The following is a 13024-nucleotide window of genomic DNA, read 5'->3' on the forward strand; positions in this document are numbered from 1 at the left end:
AAGAAGAAGGATTGGGGGAATTTTGGGTAAAGCTGGCCTTATCGCCGGTCATAGCAATTTTCCGTCGTTGATAGGGTGATTGGGTTGCGACGGGGCACAAAAAAAGGCCCCGTCAGGGACCTTGTGTTCGGCGCATGGGTGGCTGATGCCGGACGGTTACACCGTCCTGCCCATGCGCGATATCACCACGACGAGAACCATTGCGATTTTCATGGGCGTAAGAGCTAACCGCAAATTTGCGGTCCGTCAATCGCATCTCTGCCTGCCCTATTGCGCTGTCGCTGCCCGCATGTCGTGCCAACGCCGGCGGTTAGATCATCCGATACCTGCGTCCACCTCATGCATATCGCACGGCGGTCGCGATTGACGCCTGACATTTTGAGGGCGCGGCTTTCGTCGCGCCCTCGCAGGGAGGCTTTCTCAATCGAATGTCGCCTGCACGATCCATGCCTCTTCTCCGCTCGGAATATCGAAGCCTTGGACATATTTCGCGAGCAGCTCGTCCGTTATCGGAAACGCGGCATTTGCATCACGCCGTACCGAGCGTTCTCTCAAACGGCCGAGCAAAATCGCCTCGTCCACCTGAAGATAAATGATGCAGCACCGGTGATCCCGAGCTTCGACAAGCCCACGGTAGCGGGCGCGAACCGCCCCATTCCAGAAGGCAAAATCGATCACTGCCTTCGTGCCGCGCATGAGCTGGTCTTCAAGGCGGAGCCGCAGCCGCGTTTCGGCGGCGGCCTGCAGATCGGCATAGGCAGCTTCCGGATAATCGACGCCAAAACGCCCGTCATGCCGCCAGACCTCTTCGTCGATCGAGAAACGCTCACATCCGAGCGCCTCCAGCCGCTGTGCAAAGGTCGTCTTGCCGGAACCTGCCAAACCGCACATCATGAACACGATCCGCGGCTCGGTTCGCACCAGATCTTCGGCGGCGGCCACTGCCTGCCGATAGGACATCACCATCCGAAACCCGCCTCCCTGCGATCCTGATCGGCGACGAACCTCCGCGTTTGACATCGTGCCTCACGCCTCGACTGGCAAGAGCCGGCCACCACCTATGTGCCTATTTCTATCCCTCTGAACTTGCTCACACAATGTGTCAGCGGCCGACACGCTTTCCGTGGACTGTGAACGAGAAGGCCCTCACCAGGGGACAGCGCCCTGCTCGCTCTGGCAAATGCCTTTCAGGTCGTGCCCTTGAAGCAAGGCCATTCGCACCGGAAAAGCCGCAGCCTCCGAGGGCGTGCGATCGCCGCGATGGCCGCTGAGGTCGGTGGCGACGAGGCCGGGGCAAGCCGATACGGCGGTGATCCCGGTATCGCTGAGCTCCGCATTGAGCTGGACCGTCAGCATGTTCAGCGCCGCCTTCGACGCATTGTAGCCGATGAGCCGCACGCCATAGAACGGCCAGCTCGGATCGCCGTTCAGCGTCAGGGAGCCGAGGCTGCTGGTCATGTTGACGATGCGCCCGGCCTTGGCCTTGCGCAAAAGCGGCAGCATCGCCTGCGTCACCGCGAGCGCCCCGATGAAATTGGTCTCCAGTTCGCTGCGCACGGCATCGAGCGAAGCCTTGCCGGGCGCGCCGTCCGTATAGTCGGCAATGCCGGCATTGTTGACGAGGATATCGAGGCGGCCGTGCCGCGCATCGATCTCCGCGGCGGCGGCCGCAATGCTCCCCGCATCGCAGACGTCGATCCGGATGAACGCTACGTCGAGCCCCTGCCCGGCGAGGTCATCCGCCGCGGCCTGGCCGCGCCCGGCATCGCGTGCGCCGAGGAAAACAGACACGCCTGATCCGGCGAGCTGTCTGGCGATTTCATATCCAATTCCCTTGTTTGCGCCTGTCACGAGCGCGATACGTCCAGTGTCGTTCATCCTGAAGTTCCTTGAAAATCTCGATCGGTGCGCGCAGATTGAAAATAAGAAGGATTCTTCAGGTTTTGAATTCGCATATGGTTTCCGCGCAGGTATCAGCCGCAAATGCCCGCAAATCACCGCGTCAGGCGCGGTCGGTGAACACCGTCGAGGCGATTTTCGAAGCGACGATTCAGGTTTTGATAGCGGACGGCCCGGGTGACCTGACGACGACGCGGGTCGCCGAAAGAGCCGGCGTCTCCGTTGGCTCCCTATACCAGTATTTCCCGAACAAGCAGGCGCTGTTCCACGCCGTCAACGAGCGGTACCTGACGATGCTGGCCGAACGCGTGGAAGCCGCCTGCCTTGCCCATCGCGGCGCGCGCTATGCCGAGATGGCTGATGCCCTCGTCAGCACCTATATCGAGGTGAAAATCGAGCGCCGCGACGTCACGATCGCCCTCTACCGCGCCGCCGCCGAGATCGATGTCGCCGGCATCGTCGAGGCGATGTCGCAGCGCATCGAAGCGGCAAGCCATGCCATGTTCGCCACCGCCTCGGACGCAGAGTTCGACAATCTCGCCACCGTCAACGTGATGATGCTGAACGTGCTCTGCGGCACCGTCCGCAATGTCTTCGACCGTCACATGTCGGAACTGCTCATCGACGGCGGTTTGCAGACTCAGCTGACGCTGATGTTCTGCACCTATCTGGATGCTGCGAGAATTGCGGCCTGAAATCGCCGGCCTGCGTCCTACTCCGCCAGTTCCCGCATGACCTTGATCAGGTCCGACTTGCCTTCGAAGCCGATGCCGGGCAGTTCCGGCATGGTGATGTGGCCGTCGATGACCCCTACCCCATCCGGGAATCCGCCATAGGGCTGGAAGAGATCCGGATAGCTCTCATTGCCGCCAAGGCCGAGGCCGGCCGCAATGTTGAGCGACATCTGGTGGCCACCATGCGGAATGCAGCGTGAGGGCGACCAGCCGAACTGGCGCAGCACATCGAGTGTACGCAGATATTCCACGAGCCCATAGGACAGCGCGCAGTCGAATTGCAGATAGTCGCGGTCGGCGCGCATGCCGCCGTAGCGCAGGAGGTTGCGGGCATCCTGATGCGAGAACAGGTTTTCGCCGGTCGCCATCGGCGCATCGTAGAATTCCGATATCGCCGCCTGCAGCGCATAATCGAGCGGATCGCCGATTTCCTCGTACCAGAAGAGCGGATAGTCGCGCAGCATCTTGGCATAGGCGATGCCGGTTTCCAGATCGAAACGCCCGTTTGCATCGACGGCAAGCCGCGCCTCAGGCCCGATTTCCTCGAGCACGGATTCGATACGGCCGCGATCCTCGTCGATCGAAGCCCCGCCGATCTTCATCTTGACCACGGTATAGCCGCGGTCGAGATAGGTGCGCATCTCCTTGCGCAGCGCGCTATTGTCCTTGCCGGGATAGTAATATCCGCCGGCGGCATAGACGAAGACCCTGGGATCGGCTTGCCTGCCCTTCATATCCGCCAGCAACCGGAAGAGCGGCTTGCCCTCGATCTTGGCAACGGCATCCCACACCGCCATGTCGATCGTGCCGACTGCGACTGAACGCTCGCCGTGGCCGCCCGGCTTCTCGTTCTTCATCATCGCTGCCCAGATCCGCTGCGGATCGAGATTGGTGCCGGCATCGTTGACGAGACTGTCGGGTGCCGCTTCCAGGATACGGTCCCGGAAGCGCTCTCGGATCAGCCCGCCCTGCCCGTATCGCCCATTGGAATTGAAGCCGTAGCCGACCACGCGCCGCCCGTCTCTGACGACATCCGTGACGACGGCAACAAGGCTCGTCGTCATCTTGCTGAAATCGATATAGGCGTTTCGGATCGGCGAAGCGATCGGCTTCGTCACTTCGCGGACATCGATGATGCGCATGGCAGTCTCCATTCTTCAGATGCCGATGTTCTACGAGTCAGGCGCCCTGTCGTCCAATGCCGATCCGGGCTCTTTCAATGCCGATACGGCATAGAGAATCTCGAAATCGCTTGAAATAATCGACAGGATGCCATTTGTTCGATGCCATCAAAGCATCACCAAAAACGGATCGACATCAGTGGAAACGGCCTGGCTTGCCGACCTCAAGGCACTCGCGGAAACCCTGAACTTTTCGCGCGCCGCCGAAAAGCGCCATATCACGCAGCCCGCTTTCGGCCGCCGCATCAAATCGCTGGAGGACTGGTGCGGCGCCGAACTCGTCGATCGGTCCACGCACCGCCTGAAGCTGACCCCCGCGGGCGAAGCCATGCTGGCAGCGGCCGATGATGTCACCGCCCGTCTGGAGCGCGCCATCAGCGAAATCGAACAGATGCGGGCGGCGACCTCGACGGTGACCTTTGCCGCCACCCACGCACTGTCGTTCATCTTCTTTCCCGGCTGGATTCAAGGCCTCGGCCACGAGGCATCGACGATGCCCATCCGCCTCCTCTCCGACAATATGAACGAATGCGAGCGGATCATGATGGAGGGGCGCGCGCAGTTCCTGCTCTGCCACGACCATCGAAACAGCAGAATCCGCCTCGACATGAACGCCTACAGGCAGGTGGAGCTTGCGACCGACCGCCTGATCCCCGTCAGCGGGCGGGACCGGGATGGCCGGCCGCTCCACAGCATTTCGGAGATCGCGGATCGCCCTATCCCCCATCTTGCCTTCGAGGAAACGTCGGGCATGGGCCGCATCCTGTCATCCGCCCTTTCCGCCAGGACATCTTCGCTGCAATTCTCGACGGTCTTCACCTCGCATCTGGCAATGGCGCTGAAGGCACTTGCGATCGAGGGAAAGGGTGTGGCCTGGATCCCGGAGAGCCTGGCGGCGGATGAGATGGGACCGGCTGGAAGACTAACCTCAGCCGGATCGGATGATTGGGTGGTCGAGGTCAGGATCGTGCTGATCAGGCCAAGGGCGCGCATGACCGACATTGCCGAGAGCTTCTGGAACCTCGTTCAAGGCAAGGCTGGCATTCAACCCGCCCATCGTGGTTCGTCATGACTCCGGCTCATTTCATGAGCGGAGCCTGTCTCAGCGCCGCGTGAATATCGCTGACGACGGCAGCACCTTCGCCGACGGCCGCCGCTACCCGCTTCGTCGAACCGGCCCGGACATCGCCGATCGCAAAGACGTTCGGAAGACTGGTCTCCAGCTGCAGGGCGCGCCTTCCGAGCTCCTCTTCGACCTCAGGGCTGAAGGTCGTACCGGTCCTGATAAAGCCCCTGTCATCCGTCTTGATGCGGCATTTGATCCAGTCGGTATTCGGGTCGGCGCCGATGAACATGAAGACGCGGCGAAGATCGAAGTTCTTCTCGGACTGTGCCCTGAGCTCAGTGATGGTTGCCGCCAGCCGGCCATGCGGGTCTTCCGACAGCGCCGTCAGCTCGCATCCGAGATGCATCTCCACATTCGGCAGCGCAGCGATGCGATCGATGAGATAGGTGGACATGGTCTCGGCCAGGCTTCGGCGGATCACCAGGTGGAGACGCCGCACCCGCGGCGCGAGGAATGCGATCGCCTGGCCGGCCGAATTGCCGCCGCCGACGAGCGCGATATCGTCGTTTTCGCAGAGTTTGGCTTCGATCGCGGATGCCCAATAGGAAATGCCGGCGCCCTCGAAGCGCGCTATGTCGGGAATATCGGGCCTGCGATACCTGGCGCCCGAGGCAATGACGACGGTCCGTGCCTTGACCGCCCTGTCCCCGTCAATCCGCAAGACCATAGGGTCGGTCCTGCGTTTGCCGGCCGGGGCCGGAATGAGCTCGTTCACATCAAGCGGCAAGGCGATCTCCGCTCCGAACTTGAGCGCCTGATTGAAGGCGCGGCCGGCGAGCGCCTGGCCTGAAATTCCGGTCGGAAAGCCGAGATAGTTTTCGATGCGGGAGGAACTGCCGGCCTGCCCGCCGATCGAACGGTTATCGATGACGATGACGCTGAGCCCCTCCGATGCCGCGTAGACCGCAGCAGCCAGGCCCGACGGGCCGGCCCCGACGATCGCCACATCATAGACGGTTTCCGGATCGAGTTCCGGCGTTATGCCGAGGCAGCAGGCTGCTTCGGCATCTGTCGGATGTTTGAGCACCGTGCCGCTGGGGCAGACCATGAGCGGCAATTCGCTCGCCAGGATCCCAAGCCTCTCTACCAGGCCCCGGCCTTCATGGTCCGAGGCCGCATCGAGGACGACATGTGGATAACCGCCTCGGGTCAGAAAGCCCTGCAGGCGAACCAGATTGGGCTCTCCGGGATGGCCGATCAGAACGGAGCCGGCGCCGCCGAAATTGATCAGTTCCACACGCCGCAGGATATAGGCGCGCATGATGATCTCGCCGATCTCGGCCGATCCGATGATGAGAGCCTTCAGATGCGCAGCATCGAATGCCAGCGCCACACATCCTTCCGGCCCGGCACGCCCGCCCGCAAGCACCGGCCGCCCGGAAAGCTGGCTGACCTCTCCCGAAAACTGCCCTGCATCATGGCTCGTGATCAGGGCTTCCGGCATCGACAAGCCGTCATGCCTGAAGACGTCGAGCCGGCCGGAAAGGATCAGCCATGCCGGCGAATGCCTGTCGCCGATCTGCGAGACGATCTCGCCGGGAGTAAAGGAATGCGGGCCACTGCTGGCAAAACGCCCGGCCATCTGGACCTGCGCGGCGCTCAGCACCGGAAACATCTGGTGACGGCGGGTTTCGAGACTGTCGGAGCTCATCTCGGCACGCTCAATAATAGATCGGGATCGGGCCGCGCTGCGGCGTCTGATCCGGCAGTTCCACCATCGTCTCGTCGAGATAGCACCAGCCCCAGCCTTCCGGCGGGTCGTAGCCTTCGATGATGGGATGTCCCGTGGCATGGAAATGCGCCGTCGCATGTTTCCCGATCGACTGGTCGCAGCACCCGACATGGCCGCATTCCCGGCAAAGCCGGAGATGGACCCATTCCTGTCCCTCCTCCAGGCATTCCTCGCAGCCGAGCGTCCTCGGCTCGACGGGTCGAACGGCTGCGACATGTTTGCACACCGACATCTGCATCTCCTCTTTCTCTTGAAGTTCGCGCCTGCCGGAGGAAGATAGATCAAAAGACGATTTTCTCTAGCATAACCAGGCGCAGAACCGTTCCCCTCGCCGGCCAATATGCAGCGAGAGGGCCGCGCCCGCCATGCAGGCGAGACCGGTTAGTTCATCTTCCGCTAGAAAATATTGCAGCGCTGTGACCGCGGTCACTATCGGAAACAGCTACTGCTTGTATTTTGCCGCCGCTGGATGCTGCACCTACCAGCTGGAGAAGGGTCGCTGGGCCCCACTTGGTGGCCCTTCTCGTTTTTCCCTTGTCGATGATGGCGTGATGCGTCCGTTTACCGGAACATTTCGACGTGACTGCCGATCCTGCCGCCTTTTCGCACGCTGCTCACCGTGTCCTGCCGCGCGTCGGACGGCGTGTCGCCGAACCATGACACCATGAACAGAAGAAGCGCCGCTGCCATCAGCGGCGGGCCAAGATAGACGATCAGGAGGGAATTCAGCGGTCTCACGGTGGCGTCTTTTTCAGGTTTCTTGGTTTGACACGGATTTCAGGGCCGTCACGGCCGGTGTGGAGTCGTTGTCATCGGGCGTCACCAGGGAGCGCCGCGATATTGGCTGAAGCAAGGGTAACAGTCTGGGAGTGCGAAGCATTCAGCGAGAGATAAAGCCCCTGAACGCTATAGTAGGCCGCAACCCACATTAGCAGGCCGAGCTGAAGCGCAATGATAAAACAGTAGATCCTCATAGTTTCCCTTCGGAATCAGCTTTTACTAAGCCAAAACGTCAGAATTATTCTGTGCATCCAGGCACATAATAACGTCCTTATTTTCACAGATATCGCAAAGTTAGCCGATTTACTATTATCACCCACATAGCAAAAAGGTGGAAAAATAGGCCGACCGGATAAAACGGGCAGCATCGAAAGAATTATACTTGCCGCTCCGTTGGCGCGAGCGCGCGGTCCTCTCAAGCCCCATCATCGACTGGCGTGCCCCTGAACAACACTGATGGTGATCAAAGCTACCTAAACGATCTTGCCCATCACCGAACTGCCTCCGGCCGTCAATCAGATCAACCCAAGGTAGCCATTTACTTCGCCACATGCTAGGGTGACGGCCAGAATAGGTACGTGAATGTCATTGTAGTTTCACTTGCCCCGGCAGGAGGCACTCAACAATATCCGGATTTAACAGCAAACGGAGGAAGACGCATGAGCGCCTTTTACGGCACACCTGGAGATGATGTGTTTCGCACGCTGAACTCTACTCTTATAATAATCCCAGAGGCAGGAATTATCTTCGAGAACAGTGATGTTTACCTCGGCGATGAAGGCAACGACACCTTTCGCATCGCGACGTCGACTTTCGACTTGCCGGATCTCTTGGAAACATCAAACGATATTTTCGGGGGAGCGGATAACGACACCCTGATCTTTGCGCCTCCTCATGACTTTCCCGGCCAGATCGACGTCACGTTCTTCGGCAACGCAGGAACGGATTCCGCATACCTGAACTTTCAGCCGATGGGAGCTCTCGACGTCGATTTCACGAATTTCGGGCCGGGCACCTTCACATCCATCCTGGCCCTGACCCACGCAGACGGCAGTTATGCAGGCCAGTTCTTCATCGAACCTGATGTCGAGCATGTCTCGGTCATCGGTTCGAATTTCGCTGACCGGATGGTCGGCAATGCCGGTGACGACCAGCTGGATGGCAAAGGCGGGGCCGATACCTTCTTCGAAACGACTGGCAACGACACCTACATATTCGATGATACGGGCGATCGCGTCACGATTTATTCAGGGCCGCTGCTCACCCTTCCCGATGGCGGCATAGACACGATCTGGACGACGGTCAGCGTGGATCTGCGTGACCAGGGGCCTGTCGAAAACCTGCGGCTGAACGCTACGGCGGATATCGATGCGACAGGCAACGACCTTGCCAACATGATCACCGGCAATGCCGGCAGCAATCTCATCGCCGGCGGTGCCGGCAATGACAGCCTCTACGGCAAGGGCGGCGCCGACACGTTCCATTTCGATGACATGGGCGCAGCCAGCAAGGACTTCATCTGGGACTTCGATTCGGACGACAAGATCAGCCTCGGCCCGGCCTTCGCCGGCCTCGATGTCGACAATAACGGCGTGGTGGACGCAGCCTCGTTCGAAATCGTCAACAAATTGGGTGCCGGCGGAACCAGGGCCGGCCCCGAGCTGACCTACAATTCCGCAACCGGCATTCTGTCCTACGACGCCGACGGCGCCGGCACGACCCATGCTGCCCAGGACATCGCGTTCATCGGCGTGAACAAGACGTTCTTCGACAATACCGACGTCCTGGCAAACAGCTCCCTGCTCGTCTGACCGCACGCCCCGCATCTGAAAACGGCCGGTTTACCGGCTGTTTTCGCAGGGTATGGAGCATCCACCGGAAGGTGATTGAACCTTTAGCGATCTGCCCAAATCGCGCGAACGAGCGCATGCTACCCTTGAGCCTGGCAAATAAGATTCAGGCCGGATGCTGGGGGGCATGAAATGCGCGATTTGCTGTCAAATTTCGAAGAAGACCATCGTAGTCTTGGTTATGGTGCAGAGGCTCCAACTCATGGACATGGTTTTTCCCGGGTCCATGCGGTCGCCGCGATCTTGATCCTGTGCGCGGCGATCTTCTTTATCGGAGGCCATGGACTGGTCTAGAGCAACTCCGTCAAACGCGTTCAGCGGCATTTCCCGATTTGAGGAAGATCGGGACATCGGCAGCCTGCAATCATCCCGAACCGTCAGAACCCCGAACCGTCAGAACCAGAGATCGCGCACGCACCGCCCCTTGGAGGGCAGGTCGTCAAATGTCTCCAGCCCGTCGAAGTGATCGATCGGCAGATCGGAAACGAGATCCGGCGGCGCCAGCCGCAGGTTGACCGCCATCCGCCGGCGGCCATCCCTGTTGAGCCTCAGGCCGCGCCAGCTGAGCACGCAGGCGCAGGTCGGGCAGAACAATATTTCCAGCGACGCCGTCTCCCGGCCGGTCCGCGTATAGGAGCCGGTCTCGCCGCTGACGGTGATCCGCTCGCCTTCGTAATCATAGGCCCAGAGCGCTCCATAGCGCCGGCAGAGCGTGCAGTTGCACGCCGTGATCGAGCCCGGATCGCCTTCCAGCGTCCAGCCCGCCTTGCCGCAATGACATGAGCCGACCAGCATCAGCGCACCGTTTCATCCCTGCCTGTTTGGAAGGATCCATCCTGCCTCAATCGGGCGCCACCTGCAAATTCCGCCCCTGCAGCCTGCAAGTCAGATCATGCCTTGACTCCTCCCGAAATGAGAACATAATAAGAACATCCTTGGCGCTGCGGCCGCCATCCCGACAATCTGGAACTGAAATGCTCGGCAAGGAGAATGAGAACATGCGTCCGCAATTGGCCCCCAAACCCGATGGTGATGTGATCGCAAACGAAGACCTGAGCTGGGAGGTCGAGGCAGTGCTCTCCTGGCACGACGAGGATGCCAAGGCAGCTATCGCCACGCTTCTGCAGGACTGTCGCCACCTGCGCCAGCAGCTTGCGCTTGCCGAAGGCGCCCTCAGCCGGGGCATGACCCGCGGCTGGCGGCCTTCCTTCGAGCGCTCCTCCCTTGACCGGACATGAAACACCGCCGCAGCATCGATCTCGTCGCCAGCCATGAGGAGGTCGCAACCGACAGGGAGACGCTCGCCACCCTGCCGCAATGGTATGTCATCCAAGCCCAATGCCCGGCTTGTCAGCGCGAGACGAGGATCGACCGGCGCGTGCTCGCCTACCGCTACGGCAAGGACATATCGCTGGCGAGGATCAGCCTTCGCCTGAAATGCAGCGGTTGCGGCAACCGCACGGGAAACCAGCTGCTGCTTGGCAGGCTGCCACGCGATTGACCGCAATCCCCGCTTATCTGCCGGCCGAGGCAAGCAGCAGCCTTGCCGCCACCATCGCCCCGTCGGTTCGGATCGTGGGGGCAACAGCCCCGGCGCGCTGGCGCATGTCGGGCTGCAATGCCGCCGAAAGCGCGGCGGAGAAGGTCTCCAGCGTCGGTATCGTCCCCTCATGCGCGACGCCGATGCCGAGTGCGGCAACACGACCCGCCCAATAGGGCTGATCGGCTATCTGCGCCACGACCACCTGCGGCACGCCGGCACGGGCAGCGGCCGCCGTCGTGCCGGCCCCTCCGTGATGGACGATCGCCGCAGTCAGCGGAAAGAGCGCCTGATGATTGGCCTCCTCGATGACGAAGCAGTCGCGCGCGCGCCATCATCAGTCACCAGCCCGGCCCAGCCGCGCGACAGCACCGCACGCCGCCCCGCAGCGCGGATCGCAGCGAGGATGACGCCCGAGGCATCCTTCAGCGCATGCATCGGCATGCTGCCGAAGCCGACATAGACGGGCGCTGTTCCATTATCGAGAAAATCTTCCAGAGCCGCCGGCAGCGGCCGGTCGTCATCGAGCATCCAGGCGCCCGTCTGCACCGCGTCGATCAGATCCGTCGCAAGCAGCGGCCCGACCACAGGATCGGCCGCAAGCAACGGCCGGCGTGTCAGGACCGGATCGCGCACATTGTCCACCGTCGCCATGCCCATCGACGCGCGCAGCCGATTATAGGCCCCGCCGAAGATCACATTCTTCGTTTCAATATCATAGTCCCAGAGGACCCGGTTGTCGGTCACGCCGGGTGGATGCGCTCGGCCCTTGAATTCATGCGGCTTGTGATGATGCGACGGCAGGAAGATCGGGCAGAATGTCGCCCCGAAATAGCCGATGCCGGCCCGCTCTGCCACCAGCTGTGCCGCCGCCATCGCCGGAAACAGCCCCGCCGCGACGATGAGATCGCATCCTTCCGCAGCTGCCGAAAGCGCCTCGAACTGGCCCGCCAATATCCCGGCTGCGCGTTCGGAAATGCCATCGGCCGAACGCTCCCGCGTATTGCTCTCGGCGCTCTTCATCACCTCGCTCACCCATTGGCGCACGGGCGTGTTTGCTGGCGCGAGCGGAACGCCGAGCCGCTCGAGCAGCCCGGCAAACTCCGCATCCGGCGGCGCGCAGACCACCGCCTCTGCGCCAAGTCTCTGCAAGGCAACCGCCAGCGCCGCCAATGGCTGTACATCTCCGCGCGACCCGTATGTGGAAAGCAATACACGCATGCTCTTCTCCCGATGCTGTTGATCAGGATAAGCGTTCTACGCCTCGACCGGGGTCTTGCCGCAAGTCCCCCCTGCGCCATATCTAAAGGCATGGCAGGGACGATGATTTTTCCCGGCTGCATAATTTCCCGACATTTCCATCGATGAGCGGCAGCGAAGGGCCGGCAGGTCTACGTCAGGAACCGGCTGAGATAGGCATAGCTACGCGCCGCAAATTCGAAGGGCAGCCGCGGATTGTCGTGCTCGACGACGAAGAGCCGCGCCCCGCTTGCAACCGCTGCCCGCCAGAGCGACGGCCAGAGCAGCACGCCGGAGCCGACATTCGCCCAGCCGTCCTCGTCCGGGTCCATATCGTCGGGTGCCTGATCCTTGACATGCACGGAGACCAGCACCGACGCATAATGCCTGATCCATTCGATGGCATTGGGCTGGGCGCGCGCCAGCCAGGCAATATCCGCCTGCCAGGTAAGCGGGCTGCCCCTGGCTGCCTCGAACATCAGCTCGAAACCGTAGCGCCCGCCAATGGTGCGCTCGAAGCCCGCCATCTTGTTGTGATAGCCGAGCACGATGCCTTCCGCCTTCATCTGCTCCGAAAGCGACCCGAGCTCGTGGCCGATCCGCTGCCATGCGGCTTTCGTTTCCTTCGCCGTCGCGGGCGCCGGATGCGGAACGAAAAGCTGCCCGATGCCGCATTGCTGGCAGGCATCGACAAAGCGCTGCCGCTCGCTGCGCAACGCTTCCAGCCCGACATGGGCGGATGGCGCCGAAAGCCCGTTCCTCACAAGCGCGGCCTGCAGATTATCGGCATCGCGCAGATGCCCCTCGAGCGGCTCCACGGCGCCGTAACCGGCGCTCGCCGCCTTTTCAAGCTGCGTGCCGAGATCTCCGAGACCGCGCATCGAATAGAGCTGCAGCGAAAGCAACGGCTTCGTCATCGCTCATCCCCAGACCACTGTCGCCC

General features: G+C 61.4%; 14 protein-coding genes and 1 pseudogene. 5 read left to right on the forward strand and 10 right to left on the reverse strand.

The features are described from left to right. Window positions 1–420 precede the first annotated feature (420 nt). Together LVY75_23710 and LVY75_23715 are read right to left on the reverse strand one after the other, a co-directional pair. On the reverse strand, window positions 421–966 hold the full coding sequence (locus LVY75_23710; GenBank protein ID XAZ21820.1) for an ATP-binding protein: 546 nt from the start codon (window positions 964–966) through the stop codon (window positions 421–423). Between the two features lie 180 nt (window positions 967–1146). Next, window positions 1147–1878, reverse strand: coding sequence for an SDR family NAD(P)-dependent oxidoreductase (locus LVY75_23715; GenBank protein XAZ21821.1), 732 nt, complete (start codon window positions 1876–1878; stop codon window positions 1147–1149). Window positions 1879–2015: 137 nt separating this feature from the next. On the opposite strand from LVY75_23715, the gene LVY75_23720 reads away from it, so the two are divergent. Next, complete coding sequence (locus LVY75_23720) at window positions 2016–2594, forward strand: TetR/AcrR family transcriptional regulator (protein XAZ21822.1); 579 nt, start codon at window positions 2016–2018, stop codon at window positions 2592–2594. Window positions 2595–2611: 17 nt separating this feature from the next. Here the strand turns inward: LVY75_23720 and LVY75_23725 are convergent, their stop codons facing one another. Next, window positions 2612–3775, reverse strand: a complete 1164-nt coding sequence (locus tag LVY75_23725; protein XAZ21823.1) for a mandelate racemase/muconate lactonizing enzyme family protein — start codon at window positions 3773–3775, stop codon at window positions 2612–2614. 178 nt (window positions 3776–3953) lie between these two features. Between LVY75_23725 and LVY75_23730 the strand changes: the two genes are divergently transcribed. Further along, window positions 3954–4886, forward strand: a complete 933-nt coding sequence (locus tag LVY75_23730; GenBank protein ID XAZ21824.1) for a LysR family transcriptional regulator — start codon at window positions 3954–3956, stop codon at window positions 4884–4886. A gap of 7 nt (window positions 4887–4893) precedes the next feature. Here the strand turns inward: LVY75_23730 and LVY75_23735 are convergent, their stop codons facing one another. The 3 genes from LVY75_23735 to LVY75_23745 all read right to left on the reverse strand — a co-directional run bounded on the left by LVY75_23735 (window position 4894) and on the right by LVY75_23745 (window position 7410). Further along, entirely contained in the window at window positions 4894–6591 is a 1698-nt protein-coding gene (locus LVY75_23735) for an FAD-dependent oxidoreductase (protein XAZ21825.1), read from the reverse strand. A gap of 10 nt (window positions 6592–6601) precedes the next feature. Beyond that, the gene (locus tag LVY75_23740) at window positions 6602–6904 is read right to left on the reverse strand and encodes a UBP-type zinc finger domain-containing protein (protein ID XAZ21826.1); all 303 of its coding nucleotides are present in this window, start codon (window positions 6902–6904) and stop codon (window positions 6602–6604) included. A gap of 329 nt (window positions 6905–7233) precedes the next feature. Next, complete coding sequence (locus LVY75_23745; protein XAZ21827.1) at window positions 7234–7410, reverse strand: hypothetical protein; 177 nt, start codon at window positions 7408–7410, stop codon at window positions 7234–7236. Between the two features lie 701 nt (window positions 7411–8111). On the opposite strand from LVY75_23745, the gene LVY75_23750 reads away from it, so the two are divergent. Continuing rightward, a complete protein-coding gene (locus LVY75_23750) occupies window positions 8112–9263 on the forward strand; it encodes a hypothetical protein (GenBank protein ID XAZ21828.1) in 1152 nt (383 codons plus the stop codon). Between the two features lie 432 nt (window positions 9264–9695). Here the strand turns inward: LVY75_23750 and LVY75_23755 are convergent, their stop codons facing one another. After that, complete coding sequence (locus LVY75_23755; protein XAZ21829.1) at window positions 9696–10097, reverse strand: GFA family protein; 402 nt, start codon at window positions 10095–10097, stop codon at window positions 9696–9698. Between the two features lie 203 nt (window positions 10098–10300). Here LVY75_23755 and LVY75_23760 point away from each other — a divergent pair, with 203 nt between their 5' ends. Both LVY75_23760 and LVY75_23765 read left to right on the forward strand, forming a co-directional pair. Continuing rightward, the gene (locus tag LVY75_23760) at window positions 10301–10540 is read left to right on the forward strand and encodes a hypothetical protein (protein XAZ21830.1); all 240 of its coding nucleotides are present in this window, start codon (window positions 10301–10303) and stop codon (window positions 10538–10540) included. Beyond that, on the forward strand, window positions 10537–10803 hold the full coding sequence (locus tag LVY75_23765) for a hypothetical protein (protein XAZ21831.1): 267 nt from the start codon (window positions 10537–10539) through the stop codon (window positions 10801–10803). The genes LVY75_23760 and LVY75_23765 overlap by 4 nt, the downstream gene beginning before the upstream one ends. Before the next feature lie 13 nt (window positions 10804–10816). On the opposite strand, the pseudogene LVY75_23770 reads toward LVY75_23765, so the two are convergent. The 3 genes and pseudogenes from LVY75_23770 to LVY75_23780 form a co-directional block, all read right to left on the reverse strand. Continuing rightward, window positions 10817–11113: pseudogene (locus tag LVY75_23770) on the reverse strand (glycosyltransferase). A 2-nt stretch (window positions 11114–11115) separates the two neighbouring features. Then, on the reverse strand, window positions 11116–12063 hold the full coding sequence (locus LVY75_23775; GenBank protein XAZ21832.1) for a glycosyltransferase: 948 nt from the start codon (window positions 12061–12063) through the stop codon (window positions 11116–11118). Between the two features lie 170 nt (window positions 12064–12233). Beyond that, complete coding sequence (locus LVY75_23780) at window positions 12234–12998, reverse strand: sugar phosphate isomerase/epimerase (protein ID XAZ21833.1); 765 nt, start codon at window positions 12996–12998, stop codon at window positions 12234–12236. Between the last annotated feature and the right edge of the window lie 26 nt (window positions 12999–13024).

Origin of the sequence: Sinorhizobium sp. B11, assembly GCA_039725955.1 — a bacterium.
GTDB lineage: Bacteria > Pseudomonadota > Alphaproteobacteria > Rhizobiales > Rhizobiaceae > Rhizobium.